Raw genomic sequence first — 15,346 nt, forward strand, 5'->3', positions numbered from 1 at the left:
GAGAATGGCGTGACCCACAAATTAACCTTACCAACCGTATTTGGCACCAGAACCACCAAACTACTGTTAAATTGATTTTATTAATTTTAAAATATCATTATTTTAAACTAGGAAGTTTTTTATTCCTATAAATCCATTTATTCTCTAAAGGAAGAGCAGGTGTAAATAATTGGCCGAAGATACTGCTTCAAAATTCGTCTTTCAATTCAAAAATATCTCCATGAAATTAGACGATTCTCTGAACGTAATGCAGCAGAACTATGATCTACTATCCGGATTAATGGACAATGTGGAAAAAAGCATCACCCAATTAACCCAAACTCTGGAAACTCTAACCCGAGCAATAAGAGAAGAAGAAGAAATCTTTGCTGACCAAGTCGATACTCTTCTCAACACTTTCACCTTTGAGATAGCTAATTTAAAAGACATTCTAAAACTAGAAACCTTTACCAAATCCAAAGAAGCTGTAGAAGAAATTCTAAAGCTTGTATATGCTGAATTAGATCCTCAGAAGCTACGACCAATGATGAGAGAACTTGTTCAGGCTTCACTTAAAATTCTGACAGTAGCCACCGGTTCCCAGCAAGTAAAAATGGAGCTACCACCAGACGAGGGAGGTTACTAAAAATGTCTTCAGAGGCAATAATACCACTAGTTACACAAGCTCTTAACGACATTTATTCAAAAATTGATAATGTGACCACTCTAATTGAAAATTATACAAATAAAATTCAAAAATTTACAGAATTCTTTACAGAAAATATTACAAATATGATTCAAATGGTTGTGGAACTGACGAATACCGTTCGCTCAGAGAGAACAAAGACCATACAACATCTAAATGAACAGACCACAACTGTGCTCAACGAAATACGTAAAATACAGGAAATAAATATTGAAAAAATGCGTGAAGAAACCATTAAGGCTCACAAAATCACTCTTGGAAACGTGCAGGATGCCATTTGGAGTGTCCAAATGTTAATTGTACTGAATAGATTTTTGGATGCGGTGCAATACCTGCAGACTGAAATTGATGCCCAGATGCAATCACAGCAGCAACAACCGCGTTATGAGAAACAAAAACAAGAAACTAAATGGTAGCTTCAATAAGTTTTTTTAATTTAATCCTTTATAAAATCGTAAAGCTTAGGTGAAACCAGCGCATCTTGCCCGAATTCTATATTTCTAATATATTGTTCTATACCTAATTAAAAGATTGTGAGTGGAAGAGTCACTGAACTTTTCTGATTTTCGGGATTTTTTAGTTTAGTATATGATGATTGAAAATTTTTTTAATTTAAACCTTTGCTCAGTAGCCTCTGCCGAACAAGTCTGAAGGGCGAACTAGTCGGTCTTCTCCTTCCTCTCTTGGTGTTTCTCTAAACTCTGCCTTATCTTTTGACCGATCTCTAAATTCCCTTTCTTCCCTTTCCCACTCTTTTTCTCTTCTTTGAGATCTCGGAACGTATTTTTCCTCTTTCTTCTCTTCTGCTGGTTTCTTTTTCTCTGGCAGGGGTTGGCCTCTAACCTGAGCTGCAAGTTCCTCCACCTTTTCCACCATATTTTGGAGCACCATTATCTCCATTCCCTTTTGCATGTCATTTACTGCCTTGCCTAGCGTTTCTTCTAGTTTTTCTGAGCCGGAGATTCCAATGCTTCCAATGCGATCTGAGAGTCTTTTTTCTGTTTCGGCTAATCTTCTCTCTACCGAAACCAGTCTTTCGTTCAGTGTTTTTTCTATTCTGAGCATAGTGTTAACGCTATCTTCTAATATATTAACCATCATGCGGAGCATAGATATTTCTTCTTCTCTAGAAGCACCTTTGGGTATAGCTGCAGCGGCGGAGGCTGTTTTAGCCTTCAAGTCGGGGGATCCTGGGTTACTTCCCGATGATGGGTTTTGAGCTTTTTCCTTTTCCTTTTGGCTCAAATTTTACACCTCTCACTTAAATAATAATAAGTTCTCAAAACCACTTAAAAGTTTTGAGTAAGCTACAAAATAATAATTAACAACAAAATTATGGGCATATTTTTAACTTCTTTAATAATTACCCGTAATTTAAATTTAATTGAAGTCTCTCAACCGTTATTAACTAATATTTATTAAAATTCTATGGAGATTATTTAATACTTCAAGTGAGTGTATTAGTATGCTCTCAATAATAAGTCTCATCGTCCTATCGGGATAATTGAGTATTTCTTTTAGAAGTTTTTCGATTTCCTTTCTTATCATACTTTCCCCTCTGAGGACGGATTGCACCTTATCCACATTTTTAGTTAAAAAGCTTTGGATAGTTTTACTCATAAATTCCTTAAGAGGAATCAGTACTTTTAGTACTTGCCTTGCGGTATCTGAGGGAAGTGTTTGCTGACTCAAAGAATGGGCTATATACGAAAGGTAATTTGCTATATTTTCTAGACTTGACACGTACGAAGTGCTGTTAAGAAGTTCTTTTACGTTTTTTGTGGGTCTACTATGGGCTTGTCTGCGAAATCTCTGACAGTACCTATGAACATTATCATGAGCTAATTCTACGGCTTCCGCTTTTGCTAGGTCGAATGACTCAATTGATTCTATAATATTCACCATTAGATGAAGGACTGAGTTACTAATTGTTTCCAAAATAGATTTATGGCTCATTTCCATAATATCTTGAAGCGATATACTCTTAGGTGTTTTAACTGTTACCTCGTAGCCGGGCAGTGAAAGAATTAATTCCTGGATTTTTTCAAACTGTTCAGCGGTGGCTGGTGTTTCCATTTCTAAATTAATTATTCTGGCCCCACTAGCATAAAGTGACTCTATTAGATAGAGTACTTCATTTATATCATCAATTTTTTTTATTTTAATAGTGTACTCTTCTCTGCTCAAAGTGGAACTCACCAGCCTTTTTTATTATCAAATCTATCTGTTAATAAGAATGGCAGGCTTTTAAAATTCTATTTGCATATGTTTTTTATGTTCTAATATGTTGAACCACTTAAAAAGTTTGATTAATGTGGCAAAAATTAGCTATTTTCTGATTGTCCTCCGATTGTTATCTACTAATTTCCAAATAGTGTTTAAATCTACCAAAAAACATAATTACCTACACCTCTTTGCTTCGTATGGAGACAAGGAAAAATGTCTGACGACGAACTTGAAGCTATCAAACACAGAAAAATGATGGAACTAATGCAGAAGATGGCGGAAAAGCAACAAGAAAATAAACAAGAGGCTGTGAATGAGCTAGCAGAAAAGAAGGAAATGGTTCTAAGATATATATTGCTTCCTGATGCTCTAAACTATCTTGGGAACTTAAGAAAAACCAAACCTAAAATCGTGGAACAAATAGAGGACGCTATAATTGTTCTGGTAGCATATAGGAAGCTTCAAAGAAAATTGGACAAAATCGACATAATGAGAATTGAGCGAAAACTAGAGGGTGTTGAACCCCGTATAATGATTAAGAGAAGAGGAGACGACCACGCCATCGATATTGAAGAAAAGCTAAAGAGCCTGATTAAGGACTGATACTAATCTCTCATTAATCCCACACTTCTCAGCAAATTTTTCACAGTCTCTGTTATTTCATAATTTTTCAAGTCCTCTAATTTCACGTATCTTGCTTCAATGGCATCAGAACTCTCTTTTAGCACACCTTCTATCGGGTCTGCACGATAATCTATAATAACAAAATGGTACTTAACTTGTCCTCCCTCATCGTAAACAATCCTATCCAGAATCTCTAAAGGCTCTTTAACCTCCACCACGATACCAGTTTCTTCAAGTGTCTCTCTGGCAACAGCTTCTCTAAGCGACTCCCCCTCCTCAACTAGACCTCCAGGAATAGACCATAATCCATAATCCGGATCGCTTCCTCTTCTAATAAGCACAACTTTTCCGTCAGAAACAATAACGGAGCCTACTCCTAATAGGGGTCTATCTGGATATTCTTTGGGCATTAGCAACACCTAAACAATGGTAACAAATTACAGTGATTATTTTTTGAAACCCACTTTTATTTCTTTTTATATAGTTGTATAAAACTTTTCACTCCTAAATTAAAAATAATTATAAGATTTTATGCTTCTCCCACTATTTCTTTTTGTAATCTATCCAAAAACTGTTCCATAAATTTGTGGCGTTCAACAGCCATGTCATACGTACTCTTAGTATACATCTTATCCTTCAATTTGAGGAGTTTATCGTGAAAGTGCTTGACTGATTCGGTTAAACTTCGACCATTTTTGCCTCCAAAAATGAATGCCCTGGCAATTCCAATAGCTCCTAACGCATCTAGTCTGTCCGCATCTCGCATAATCTTTTCTTCTGTCTCCTGGGGTTCTATTCCTTCTGTAAATCTGTGGGTTCTAATTACTCTGCACACCTTCTCGATTTTATTTTTTGGAAAATCTGTTTCTTTCAGAATGTTCCTCGCGATCTCTGCACCCTTTATTGAGTGTGAAACACCTATAGATTCTTCAACTGGACGAGCAATATCATGTAAAAGAGATGCTGCTTTAAGAACTTCAACATCCGCTCCTTCAAGCTTTCCAAGCTTAATACATAGATCATAAACCCTTAAAGTGTGCTCATAATCATGGCCACTTTCCCCGGACAAAATCTTTTTAATATTATTCCTAACAACTTTTTCCCAATTCATATAAATCCACTCTAAGCCTTAAATAGAAAATCATTTCTGAAGAAAACATATCTAGTTTTTTGAGAATCTTCTCTCTAATATTTAGGTTAATAACCTTACTAAAAGTATGAACTGTTCTCTTGATTATTATTATCCTAAAACGGGGCTCATAAGAAACCATGCCCCAAGAATTAGTAACGCTAATCCACAAGCTGCGATAATTATCTCGTATTTTTTCTGATTTAGTAAAACTCTACCCCTAGCAACCATAAATGAAACCGCGGTATACCAAACCAAGTCGCTGGAAAAATGGCCAACTGTTAGGAAAATCCAACCTAGCGCCACCGAGCCGATAATCAAATATCCCAAATCGAATCCACTTTGGTAAAACACACTAGCATAGCTTCCAAGCATCAAGTAAAAATAATTACTGGTAATCCCTGCAAGAGTGGGGGCGTACTGAAAAATGGCTGCACCTATCGTAATCCACCAGATCCAATAGAATGGATTCGAAGCAGTTGCTGTTATACCCATAACCACAGAATTATTAAGTATACTTAGTCTCCAATTCTTTTCTTTAACATTATCATTTGGATTTTCAAATGTTAGCGTACTCTCCAAATTTTTTCCTCTAACTGTGTTTAGCGGAAAGTTAATCTTTTTCTTCCACACTGAGTATACCGTGTACCCGCCTAGGAGGATTAAGCCGAGGCCTCCGATAATAGCTATCGCCATTTTCAACCATTCTTGATCCAAAACTGTGCCTAACCCGAGACACAGTAAAAGAATCAGGGGGGCTTCTACAATTAAATGACCAAAAACTGTGGTTCCTCCTTTCTTGAAACCAGCCTCTAGAGATTTATTTATTGTAACAACAAGTAGGGGACCCGGTGTGAGGGCTCCTGAAAGGCCAATGACAAAACTCATACTAAACAGTAGTAAAAGCTCCAAAAGCAATTCTACGCCCTACCTTTTAGGAGACGTGAAATAAGGTTGCCATATAAGTATTTCGAAAAACTAGGAAGATGTTTAAAGACACTGTTAATAGCTAAAAATTAACCTTATGAAATAATTATTTACTTTATGCACTTTCCAAGCAATGGAATTCTGATTGAAGTTTTATTCTAATGAGGCTCCACAGTTTGGACAGAACACACTATCCTTTGGTATCTGTTTTCCGCAGTATTGACAGTAAATGGTATTAGGTGGCAGTATTGTGGCTTTTGTAGGTTTAATGGGCTTGTATCTCAGTGTTTTCAATTCCCCGCTTTTTACTGGAACTTCGGCTTCTGCCTCTGGCCTTTCTATCTTGATTGTTGTTTTTGCCTTAGGGGGTGTAGGTGGTGTTTTTTCTTCTTTTTTAACTGAGCCCCAAACAATACTTACTATGCTGATAATAAAGATGACAATTGCAACAGCTATTATAGCAAAATTTTGAAACGCAAAAGCTAATAGAATTGTGAATAAGCCGAGTGCAAATAATATGATTCCGAATACTATTAGTAGTGAGTTGGCCATCTTTAACACCTATAATTTATGATTATATAATATGGATTTAAGATTCTTTCGTTTTGAGCAAGTAAGGCTAATATTGAAAAACCAGCTGCTTAATGGGATAATTATTTAACAGTTGCTGGTAAGAAATATTAAATAATTCTTGGAGATATATTTTAATTTAAAGACGTTTTAATAATTGAGGGTTAACTATGGCGCGTAGAGAAGCAGCACCGAGTACCGCGGAAGCCTTGAAGAAGGCTGTTGTTTCTGTGTTCGGACATACCTCAAACAGTACTGGTTCTTTTGGCTCTCTTGTGGGACCGGAATCGGTTTCTCTTGCCAGAGCTAAGATGTTAGCTTCAAATATTGGGCAACTAATACATAAGTTAAATCATTTAATTGGAGAAGAAAGTGGAGTTGAACTTAGAGCAGTAGAGTTTGAACTTTCACGAATGGTTAAAGTTGGTACTCTACCTGAGGTATTGTTATTAACAGTGGGATCCTATGACGAAAATTCAAACTTCTTAGTTATTTTAGAGCAAGAAAAAGGCTTGGTGGATGTATTTCGATCAATCGAGCTGGCTGATGAATTAAACAGAAAGCTAAGTGACATTGAAGAAGCGTGTTCCGTATCAGATTTAAATATGAAATCAGAGGGCGCCAGCGTTATGGAAAAATATGTGGACCGTTTCACAAAACGTGTTCATGGTGAAGTGACCCAGAAGAAGTATCGTGAAAAGTATGGTAGAGATTTTATTAGGCATCTCGGGATTGACATTGATACAGTCGTTACTGGAGACTTCGAAATAGATTATTCATTAAGGCCCCCAGGTTTCATGGCTACTATTGATAATGTAAATATCCAAGATATTGTCGCATCAGAGGAGGCTTTACTTGAGCATCTTCAAAGTATGATATTTACCAATACTTCCCTTAAAACTTTGACAAGTGATGTGGGAGCATTAGGAAGAGAGATTCTTTCGCTCATTAACGATTACACCATTGAGATCGTAGAAAAAAATGTTGTTGAGGCCTTGGTTGAAGCTTTTAAAAAAAGGCTAGCTAACGCTTCTGATCAAGAGCCTCAATGGTTACTAGAAGAGGAAAAAGAATTTCTTATAAATTGTAGTGAAATTCTTAATAATTTTGAAGACAAAGGAAACACCCTTATACAGTGTGGAATTAAATCTAAGTTAGACGGTCACCTAAAAGGCTTTGAAAAAATTATTGCTGAAGATTCAGCTGAAGTAAATCCCCTTATGGGTTCTTTAGCTAATTCTTTTCAGGAGTATCTCCTATTAGAATATGGGGAACAGGATCGGGAATTTTGGGCATGGGAATTTAGGGGTGATCTGGCATACTTTATGGCTCATTCTAGAAGAGCACTCGGTGTTTTTGATCACGCATTATCTGCTTTCTTAGCAACCAAGTGTGAAAAAGAGTTGGCAGAGCAAATTTTAGAAAGCTTTTTTGAGAATTTAAAGAAAGATGAACAAACAGAACTCATGAGAAAATATATTGATCAGTTTAAGATATTGCTTGAAAATGAGATAGAGGGCAAGTACGCGCTGGTTGGTTCCATGGGCTGGTCAGTGGACAATCTTAGAGAATCGGTTAAAAGTGATATTATTAATACTGCGGTGAAATTCGGAGATAGAAACAGTATAATGACTCCTACCAAACTCTTAGAAATTGCGGTCAAAAATGTTATGGAAAAATTGGGACCTGATGAGCAAGCCTTTTTGAAAAATACCAGTGAATATATAATTAATAGAATGACTGAGATAGTTCCTGGGCTTGCAGATTATATCTTGAGTTACGATGTGCTTCCTAAATTTATAAAAAAGAGTCAGGATAAGCTTACGAGTGAAGATTTTGCTGACGCCTTTTCAGGCTATATTGAACCAGAGTTTGAAGAATTTCCTCAGTGGAAAGAATTAGCTCATGAATGGATCTCTGGTTTTAAAGAAGAAATGGAAGAAAAAACATTAACACCCTTTAAATTGATCAAAAGCTTCGTGAATTTCATTAGTGACAGGAGAGGAAAGGGAATCGGTGAGTACGCCCCTCTTAATAATCTGAGGAATGTGGTTCAGGGTATTCTGTATGAAATCCAACAGTGGAATAACAAAATAGAGGAAGTAAGAAACCGGATGTACGGTGTGGAGCAACAGGTTAAAGTGGTAAAAAGTGAGATAGACGCTAAAGCTAGCATTAAAACGAAGATTGAAGATGAAGTAAGATTAAAACGAGAAACACCGCTGAGGCTCCGTGAAGAAGTAGAGGCTAAAAAATTATTAATTGAGAAAATAGAAACAGAAATACAAAGGCTTAGGGACTTGAAAGCCGCAGTTGTAGGGGGGAGAAGCGAAAACGAGTTGAAAATACAAACCGATAATATTCGTTCTTCAATCGATAAATTAAACACCGAAATTCAAAAAATGGCTACCGACGTAAAGATGCTAGAGAATCAATTAGCTCAAATAAATGAGGAGATTACTGGTCTTCAATCTGCATATAATCAACTCTTAAATGATTTGAGATCACTGGAGAATGAGATTAATGAGTATAGTTCCGAAATAGCGCGACTTGAAATTTTAATGGAAGCCATAAATGCTGTTATGGCAACTTATTCGAATCTATTGAACTTGAGTAAAGACACTTCCAAGCTCTTTAAAACTGAAATTAGCTCATTTATGAATTCTATGAGTATCTTAGATATTAAATCCAGACCACCAACTATTTTTCTAGAAGGATTGTTTGACTACTTAGAATATACCTATCTTAAAGCTTTTAGTAGCCTTTTAACCCGACCCACAAGACTCTACCTTAGGAATAAGGATGATCCGAGCTTAGAATATCTTGCCATATACGATTATGCCACTCCTGGGAGAATTAGGCTTTCAATTGGGAATAATTGGCTAAAAACACATGGAAAAACTGGAGAGTGATGGAATGTCTGATTGGTTGGCTTCACAACGAATGGTGCTACGGGAAGTAGCTCAAGAATTTATCATAAGACAAGCTCTAGCAATACGATTAAAATCTGAACCAGAACAAAAACATTTAATCTCAATCGTAGGAGAGAGGGCCAATTTCTCCGACTTTGTTAAGGCGGCAGCGGTATCTTATATTTATCACTATCGTGGAGTGCACACTATTAATTTAGCTTCAGGAGAGGGGGCTGCTCCGGAAGAACAAGGAGGGATAGCTAAAAAACAGTGGGACGAACTCTATGAAGAAGTTGACACTCTTTTGACTGATTCCTTCCAAAAAGAAAGAGAGCTTCTTAGGCAACAGATAGAAATTCAGTTTGAAGCCGCTGAAATGAGGCTTAAGGGTAAATCTAAAGATAAAATTCAGAAATTGATTCAAGACAAATTGGTAAAAATATATACTAGCTACCCTAAAACACATTTTGTCGACTTTTTAGGAAACATAAACTATATCGCCCCACCGATTAGAGCGAAGAAAATTAAACTAGCATACGGATTTAAACCCAAGCCCATAGAACTTGAAGAAGATATTAAAAGTTCACATGATGAGGAATGCATCGAAATATCCACCTACAAAGAATTAAAACAAAAAATAGAAGAAATGGTGGATCTTGAAAGCCTAACAAGTGATGTTGAGAATTTAGAATATACCTCTTCAGTCATAACAGAGAATTTGCTGCAGAATATGCCACAAAAAGACTTGAATCTTAAGGCTTACATTGATGTATGCAAATTAAAACTAGAACTCTTGAAACTTTTTGATGATTATGATACTAAAAAAACAAAAATAAGCGATCTATACGGGATGAGTAGAAAAATTATTACAAATGAAGTATTAAAGCATGCTAGTGAGCCTATTTTACTGGAATCTTTCCTCATGTATTTATTAGATGAAACTCGGGAAGATATTGAACATCGTATGAAACAGCAAGGATTTGATGATTGGTATGCTCTATGCTCCTCGCTCACACTTCCTGTTGATAAATTGACCAATAAACTAGAAGAGATCAATATTGGAGTTGAAGATTTCAAGTATGCGATAGAGAGAATTGCAAGACTCCTCAGAATAAGAAACACGTTAGTAAAAAACGTTATTCCACGTCTAAAAGGGCAGGGTTACAAGGTTCATGAAGGTAAAATCTCATTATGGACCTACACAAAACCCGCCAGCGAGTTAAGCGGTATAGATGATATTGTGTTGCGAGAGCTTAAGAAGTATATGATGCTTCCACCACCCGAAGAACTAAAGGAACTTCTTGAAGTGGAGCAAAAGGTTAACACCATACTCAAAGCCCTCAATATTACGAATATTAGAGAATTAATGGCGATGAGTCAGATAGAGGAATTTGTGCGACGAGTTAATGATGACGCCTACTATAAGCTAATTTCAGACTCGTTCACACACTTGAGCCGTGTAGTTGAAATCTATGATAGACTAAGAAAAGATATTGAGCGTTTCGGGATCATCTACAAGACTGTCTTAGAAGAGTCCGAACCGAATCTTAAAGCCTCAAAAGAGGAGCTTTTCTTCGATTTGATAATGCTGCGTCAAAAAGAGTTAAAGGAAATATTCCCCCATCTCACAACCTCCCAAATAAATGGTTTAATATGGGCTCGTACAAGTAGTAAGTCTCTAAAAGAAGCAATCCAAGAATTGAGAAAATCTCCAAGTCCCACCTTTCTAGGTATTGTCGAGAAACCTCTCAAAATAGATAAAATTCCACCAGAAAGCTACGCCACCGCTTTCGATATTACACAGCGCTATAATGAAATACAGGAAGAAAAAAGGAAACGTATAGATATGGCAAAGGAGAAAGAGGAGAAGAAAAAGGAACTTGCAAGAATGGAAAGATTCGAAAGAATTGAGCCAATAGGCCTCATTGAGAAAAAGGTAAACGTAGCCATGAGAGCAGTTAGCGGTGTAGAGTTAGCCCAACTAGAATGGAATGAAACCGATGATCGCAGAACCGCGGCCACGTTACTCTTCTATTTGCGTACTGAAACTGGAAAAAATGTGTGTCCGGTTTGTGCTAATGAAGTGGAGAATGATTACTGCCCGAACCACGGAACAATTACACCCCTCTCTCTGGGAAACCTAGAAGCTCTAGCCAAATTCTACTACCTGTCCATAAACACCATATACAGTACCTTTAAACGCCAAGAAGTTGAAAAAATAACCTACGATGAAGCAGTAAGATTGATAAAAAATATGCTCGCTGATCTACAGAGAGAAGGTAAATTATCCTCAAAAATAACTCCCAGCACTCTTATGGAAGGCGATGTGGAAAGATATCTAGCACCGGCAATAGCTGAACAGATCGGAAAGGTCTATAATGACGTCTTATCTTATTCAAGAAGATTAAAAAGATAAAAATTATAAACTATTTTTTCTCTCATTTTTCCTAATCAATAATGAAATGATATAAGAATCTAACCAATTATTGTTTAACATTTAGTCGAGAAGAAAGCTTAAAAGTTGTTTCAGTTACTAAAAAATAAATAACATTAACTAGAGACCTCCCATGGGTGATTTATTTGAAACTGCTTATTAGTCCTAAAGACGTAGAAGAAGCCTTAGAAGCTATAGCGGGCGGTGCTGACATAATCGATGTAAAGAATCCTTTAGAGGGTTCTTTGGGAGCTAATTTTCCTTGGGTAATCCGGCGAATAAGGGAAATAACCCCTAAAAAACTTGAAGTGAGTGCTGCCATTGGAGACTTTCCCAATAATCCTGGAATGGCTTCATTAGCGGCTCTGGGGGCAGCTGCAAGTGGCGCTGATTATGTGAAAGTGGGACTATTTGGTGCAAAAATATTTGAGGACGCTCTACACCTTTCAAAGCATGTTGTTCGAAGTGTTAAGGAGTATGATCCTAGAATCAAAGTTGTAATAGCGGGATATGCGGACGCTCACCGCATAAACTCTATAGATCCGTTTCTGATTCCACAAGTGACTTCTGAGGCAGGGGCAGATGTTGCAATGATTGACACAGCAATCAAAGATGGAACAGGGCTGCTCGATTTATGGGCCTTAAAAAGAATCGAAAACTTTGTCCAGGACGGACACGAAAGAAATGTTATGGTTGCACTCGCAGGCTCCCTTAAAAAAGAAGATATCCCTACACTCTACAATTTGGATGCAGATGTGGTAGGTATAAGAGGAGCGGCTTGTGAAAAATCAAATAGACTTGAAGGAAAAATTGTTAGGGAAAGAGTTCAGGAACTAGTAAGCATCCTAAATAGTGTTGTAAAATCTCAGAAACTATAAAATTACAGATAATATCAATAAGCGCTTCTATACCATTCCAACTAATGGAAAACAAAGGTTTTTTAAACTTCATTTACCTTAAAGTAATATAACTAAACTGCACGTGAGGCGGTTCATTGAAAATCTTGGTTACCGGTAGCTACCATTCTGGAAAATCTACAATAATTCGAAGTTTAACAAAAGGTAAAAGTATCAGCATAGACAAAAAGGATACTACCGTAGCACTGGACTATGGTATTGCGGATATTGAAGACCTAAGGATTCATCTATTTGGAACCCCTGGTTTAAAACACTTCAAAATCCTCCGCCAGGTTTTATCGGAAGGAGCCGACGGAGTTCTTTTTTTGGTTGACAGTCAAGATAAGAACGCTGATCAGGAGGCGAAGTCAATATGGCGGGAGGTTCAAGAATTTTTACCCGGAGTTCCAATAACGGTTGCAGCAAATAAGCAGGATCTACCCCATGTACGTAAAGTGAAACAAATTAGAGAAGATTTAGACATTCCCTTGGAGGTACCTATTATTCCCACATCTGCTAAAACTGGTCAAAATGTTGAGAACACCCTTAGAGTTTTACTGTTAGTAACCGTTCAGAAAGAGTTAAATCTTTTAAGGATAATGAAGAGGCATGATGGGGAAGTTAAGGGAATTCAATCCTTGATGAAGGACTTGGATGTAGAGATGAGAGTTCTTCGCCAACACTTAAACTGGCTCGAACTAAGAGGTTACGTGGAAGTTGACTGGCGTACCTCAATATACTGGCTAACTCCCGCAATAAAGAAAGTAATAGATCAACCCAAACTAATATTAAAAGAGTCGACTTAAAAGCTTGTAGGAGTACTCTGGGATAGGTTCTTTTTTAGGCTCTGCTAAATTAAATTATCGCGCTTCGAACCGTTTCACAGTATATGCTGGTTCCTTTTACGCTTTTGTTTTCTAAAGCTTGGCTTAATCGCTCCGGGTATTTTCCGTTAAGAACTAGACACTCTAATCCGTATTGACAGACCAGATCTGGGAATGTTTTGTCAACACTAGTGGTTACATCTTTCTCGGCAAGTGCCTCTGCTGAAATTTTTTGTATCAGTTTTGATTTGCGGCGGGATTTGGGATCTGCCGTAAATACTCCGTCAACATCGGTAAGGATGAATACTTTTTTAGTATCTGTTAAATGCGCAATATAGGCTGCGATAGAATCCGAGGTGATGTCCCACGAGTGTGGCAGTGGATCATTATCAAGCATTATTTTGGAGGGCAGTAGAACGGGAATCACTCCTTTATCTGTTTGTTTAGCCTCCTCTATATCGTCAACAATCTGGATATTTGGATGAAAATCAGAGAAAAAGAAAGCCATTTGATCCATAGCAAAAATTGCACTCCAGTGGGCTACATCCTCAGAAATATGGAATTTATGATAAATCCTGCGCACCTTATCTGCGAAATGTCCGCCCCCAGGAATAACGAGAAGTCTATGCGTTTTTGCGAGCTTAGCAAGTTCCTTAAAGAGGTTTTTGAGGGTCGATTTGCTTCTTGATAAACTTCCACCAATCTTAAGAACAAAGTCGAACGACTTCATCTTTATCGTCCTATATTTTAATAAAAAAATGTTATAGTATATAAAGTTTGCACTCTTGGAGATAATCTGATTTTAAAATAATTACAAATTTTTAACCTCTTAAGAATCTTAAATGAATCTTAAAAATTTTAGACAAAAATATAAACTGATTGGTCCTCTAATAGCTTGAAACCAGTGGTGAACAGTTTTGCGGTACGTCGAACCCGTTTTCCGTCCCCCCTCAGAGGCAAAAAGTCTTCTTTTACAGGCATCCATAGGCTGCTCCAATAATACATGCACATTCTGTGGCTCCAACCTGGTAAAAAAATTTGGAATCCGTCCACTAGAGGAAATACGAGAAGATATACTGGAAGCCCGAGCACTCTATGGAGAAAGGGTTCGAAGAGTATTTCTCCTAGACAGCAATGCTCTATGTATGAGAACTGAAGATTTACTAGAAATACTGAACCTACTTTATGCGGTTTTCCCCTATCTGGAGAGAATAGGAGTATACGCCTGTGCAGCCGACGCCCTAGAAAAATCCCCAGAAGATCTTCGAAAACTCTTCAAAGCAGGTTTAAAAATCGCTTATCTAGGAGTAGAGTCTGGTGATGATGTAATTCTGAAAAGAGTACGCAAAGGAATAAGTGCAGAGCAAACCATAGAAGGCTGCAAGAGAATAATGGATTCCGGTATCACACTATCGGTGACCATTATACTAGGTTTGGGTGGTAAGGAGAGGTGGAGGGAAAATGCCATGGAAACCGCTAAAGTAATTAATCGTATCAACCCCCCATATGTAGGAGCACTGACACTAATGGTGGTGCCCGGAACCCCATTACACAAAGAAGTGCAAGAAGGAAGATTCCAAGTACTTAACCCACAGGAAATTCTCCAAGAAATGCGTTTACTTGTCGAAAACCTTGAGCTCACAAATTGTGTTTTTAGAAGTAATCATGCATCAAACTATCTGCCTCTTGGTGGAATTCTACCACAGGACAAAGAAGATATACTACGGGTAATTGATCTAGCATTAAGAAAAGCTAGTAGAATACCGCTACGCTCGGAAAAACACCGACGTTTATAGATAGATCTCATATTTTAGAGGTTTCAAGAAAAAGGCTAATAAATTTTTTAATTATTAGGGTCATTTTATACCCTTTTCTAAGATTACCTTCAGGATTTCTGATAATTGAAGGTCTCCCACAACCTTGCCTTTATCATCTACTATCGGAACGTCAACCAGTTCTAAGCTTATCATCTTGTTTAAAGCAACATTTATTCCATCGCCTAGTTTTACTGATGCGTTTTTAGTTTCTTTCCGCACCATTCCTTCCGCAGTTTTGGATAACGTGACTCGCATAGCTTCCGTTAAATCATCTATATCTTTAGCTGAAGGTACCCGGGACC

The 15,346-nt window shown here is 37.3% G+C and carries 15 protein-coding genes and 1 pseudogene; 8 read left to right on the top strand and 8 right to left on the bottom strand.

Annotated features, from left to right (window positions below):
* The first annotated feature begins 169 nt into the window (after nucleotides 1-169).
* Nucleotides 170-625, top strand: a complete 456-nt coding sequence (locus ACUVXA_RS05795; RefSeq protein ID WP_445870298.1) for a hypothetical protein — start codon at nucleotides 170-172, stop codon at nucleotides 623-625.
* A gap of 2 nt (nucleotides 626-627) precedes the next feature.
* Nucleotides 628-1,101 carry a hypothetical protein gene (locus tag ACUVXA_RS05800; protein ID WP_445870299.1) on the top strand — a complete coding sequence of 158 codons (474 nt, stop codon included), beginning with the start codon at nucleotides 628-630 and terminating at the stop codon, nucleotides 1,099-1,101.
* A gap of 208 nt (nucleotides 1,102-1,309) precedes the next feature.
* Here the strand turns inward: ACUVXA_RS05800 and ACUVXA_RS05805 are convergent, their stop codons facing one another.
* A complete protein-coding gene (locus tag ACUVXA_RS05805; protein ID WP_445870300.1) occupies nucleotides 1,310-1,930 on the bottom strand; it encodes a hypothetical protein in 621 nt (206 codons plus the stop codon).
* Between the two features lie 159 nt (nucleotides 1,931-2,089).
* Nucleotides 2,090-2,872, bottom strand: a complete 783-nt coding sequence (locus tag ACUVXA_RS05810; protein ID WP_445870301.1) for a hypothetical protein — start codon at nucleotides 2,870-2,872, stop codon at nucleotides 2,090-2,092.
* Nucleotides 2,873-3,124: 252 nt separating this feature from the next.
* On the opposite strand from ACUVXA_RS05810, the gene ACUVXA_RS05815 reads away from it, so the two are divergent.
* The gene (locus tag ACUVXA_RS05815) at nucleotides 3,125-3,514 is read left to right on the top strand and encodes a DNA-binding protein (protein WP_445870302.1); all 390 of its coding nucleotides are present in this window, start codon (nucleotides 3,125-3,127) and stop codon (nucleotides 3,512-3,514) included.
* 2 nt (nucleotides 3,515-3,516) lie between these two features.
* Here the strand turns inward: ACUVXA_RS05815 and ACUVXA_RS05820 are convergent, their stop codons facing one another.
* From ACUVXA_RS05820 to ACUVXA_RS05835, 4 genes are all read right to left on the bottom strand, one after another.
* On the bottom strand, nucleotides 3,517-3,945 hold the full coding sequence (locus ACUVXA_RS05820; protein WP_445870303.1) for an NUDIX hydrolase: 429 nt from the start codon (nucleotides 3,943-3,945) through the stop codon (nucleotides 3,517-3,519).
* A 119-nt stretch (nucleotides 3,946-4,064) separates the two neighbouring features.
* Complete coding sequence (locus tag ACUVXA_RS05825; RefSeq protein WP_445870304.1) at nucleotides 4,065-4,646, bottom strand: HD domain-containing protein; 582 nt, start codon at nucleotides 4,644-4,646, stop codon at nucleotides 4,065-4,067.
* A gap of 129 nt (nucleotides 4,647-4,775) precedes the next feature.
* Nucleotides 4,776-5,582, bottom strand: coding sequence for a LysE family transporter (locus ACUVXA_RS05830; protein ID WP_445870305.1), 807 nt, complete (start codon nucleotides 5,580-5,582; stop codon nucleotides 4,776-4,778).
* Nucleotides 5,583-5,744: 162 nt separating this feature from the next.
* Nucleotides 5,745-6,143, bottom strand: a complete 399-nt coding sequence (locus ACUVXA_RS05835; RefSeq protein ID WP_445870306.1) for a zinc ribbon domain-containing protein — start codon at nucleotides 6,141-6,143, stop codon at nucleotides 5,745-5,747.
* Between the two features lie 188 nt (nucleotides 6,144-6,331).
* On the opposite strand from ACUVXA_RS05835, the gene ACUVXA_RS05840 reads away from it, so the two are divergent.
* The 4 genes from ACUVXA_RS05840 to ACUVXA_RS05855 all read left to right on the top strand — a co-directional run bounded on the left by ACUVXA_RS05840 (nucleotide 6,332) and on the right by ACUVXA_RS05855 (nucleotide 13,209).
* Nucleotides 6,332-9,073 (top strand): hypothetical protein, encoded by a 2,742-nt coding sequence (locus ACUVXA_RS05840; RefSeq protein WP_445870307.1) that lies wholly within the window; start codon nucleotides 6,332-6,334, stop codon nucleotides 9,071-9,073.
* Nucleotides 9,074-9,077: 4 nt separating this feature from the next.
* Nucleotides 9,078-11,489 carry a hypothetical protein gene (locus ACUVXA_RS05845; protein WP_445870308.1) on the top strand — a complete coding sequence of 804 codons (2,412 nt, stop codon included), beginning with the start codon at nucleotides 9,078-9,080 and terminating at the stop codon, nucleotides 11,487-11,489.
* Between the two features lie 164 nt (nucleotides 11,490-11,653).
* The gene (locus tag ACUVXA_RS05850) at nucleotides 11,654-12,385 is read left to right on the top strand and encodes a (5-formylfuran-3-yl)methyl phosphate synthase (RefSeq protein ID WP_445870309.1); all 732 of its coding nucleotides are present in this window, start codon (nucleotides 11,654-11,656) and stop codon (nucleotides 12,383-12,385) included.
* 116 nt (nucleotides 12,386-12,501) lie between these two features.
* Nucleotides 12,502-13,209 carry a GTP-binding protein gene (locus ACUVXA_RS05855; RefSeq protein ID WP_445870310.1) on the top strand — a complete coding sequence of 236 codons (708 nt, stop codon included), beginning with the start codon at nucleotides 12,502-12,504 and terminating at the stop codon, nucleotides 13,207-13,209.
* Nucleotides 13,210-13,258: 49 nt separating this feature from the next.
* Here the strand turns inward: ACUVXA_RS05855 and ACUVXA_RS05860 are convergent, their stop codons facing one another.
* Nucleotides 13,259-13,957 (bottom strand): amino acid kinase family protein, encoded by a 699-nt coding sequence (locus tag ACUVXA_RS05860; protein WP_445870311.1) that lies wholly within the window; start codon nucleotides 13,955-13,957, stop codon nucleotides 13,259-13,261.
* A 187-nt stretch (nucleotides 13,958-14,144) separates the two neighbouring features.
* Here ACUVXA_RS05860 and ACUVXA_RS05865 point away from each other — a divergent pair, with 187 nt between their 5' ends.
* Complete coding sequence (locus ACUVXA_RS05865) at nucleotides 14,145-15,023, top strand: radical SAM protein (RefSeq protein WP_445870312.1); 879 nt, start codon at nucleotides 14,145-14,147, stop codon at nucleotides 15,021-15,023.
* Nucleotides 15,024-15,083: 60 nt separating this feature from the next.
* Here ACUVXA_RS05865 and ACUVXA_RS05870 read toward each other — a convergent pair.
* Nucleotides 15,084-15,346: pseudogene (locus ACUVXA_RS05870) on the bottom strand (hypothetical protein); the annotation flags it as partial.

This window comes from Candidatus Jordarchaeum sp. (genome assembly GCF_052745115.1).

What these genes read in the sequence shown, in the direction of transcription:
- ACUVXA_RS05800 (WP_445870299.1), top strand. Translation starts at nt 628, where the DNA reads ATGTCTTCAGAGGCAATAATACCACTAGTTACACAAGCTCTTAACGAC.
- ACUVXA_RS05815 (WP_445870302.1), top strand. Translation starts at nt 3,125, where the DNA reads ATGTCTGACGACGAACTTGAAGCTATCAAACACAGAAAAATGATGGAA.
- ACUVXA_RS05845 (WP_445870308.1), top strand. Translation starts at nt 9,078, where the DNA reads ATGTCTGATTGGTTGGCTTCACAACGAATGGTGCTACGGGAAGTAGCT.
- ACUVXA_RS05860 (WP_445870311.1), bottom strand. Translation starts at nt 13,957, where the DNA reads ATGAAGTCGTTCGACTTTGTTCTTAAGATTGGTGGAAGTTTATCAAGA.
- ACUVXA_RS05835 (WP_445870306.1), bottom strand. Translation starts at nt 6,143, where the DNA reads ATGGCCAACTCACTACTAATAGTATTCGGAATCATATTATTTGCACTC.
- ACUVXA_RS05840 (WP_445870307.1), top strand. Translation starts at nt 6,332, where the DNA reads ATGGCGCGTAGAGAAGCAGCACCGAGTACCGCGGAAGCCTTGAAGAAG.
- ACUVXA_RS05820 (WP_445870303.1), bottom strand. Translation starts at nt 3,945, where the DNA reads ATGCCCAAAGAATATCCAGATAGACCCCTATTAGGAGTAGGCTCCGTT.
- ACUVXA_RS05825 (WP_445870304.1), bottom strand. Translation starts at nt 4,646, where the DNA reads ATGAATTGGGAAAAAGTTGTTAGGAATAATATTAAAAAGATTTTGTCC.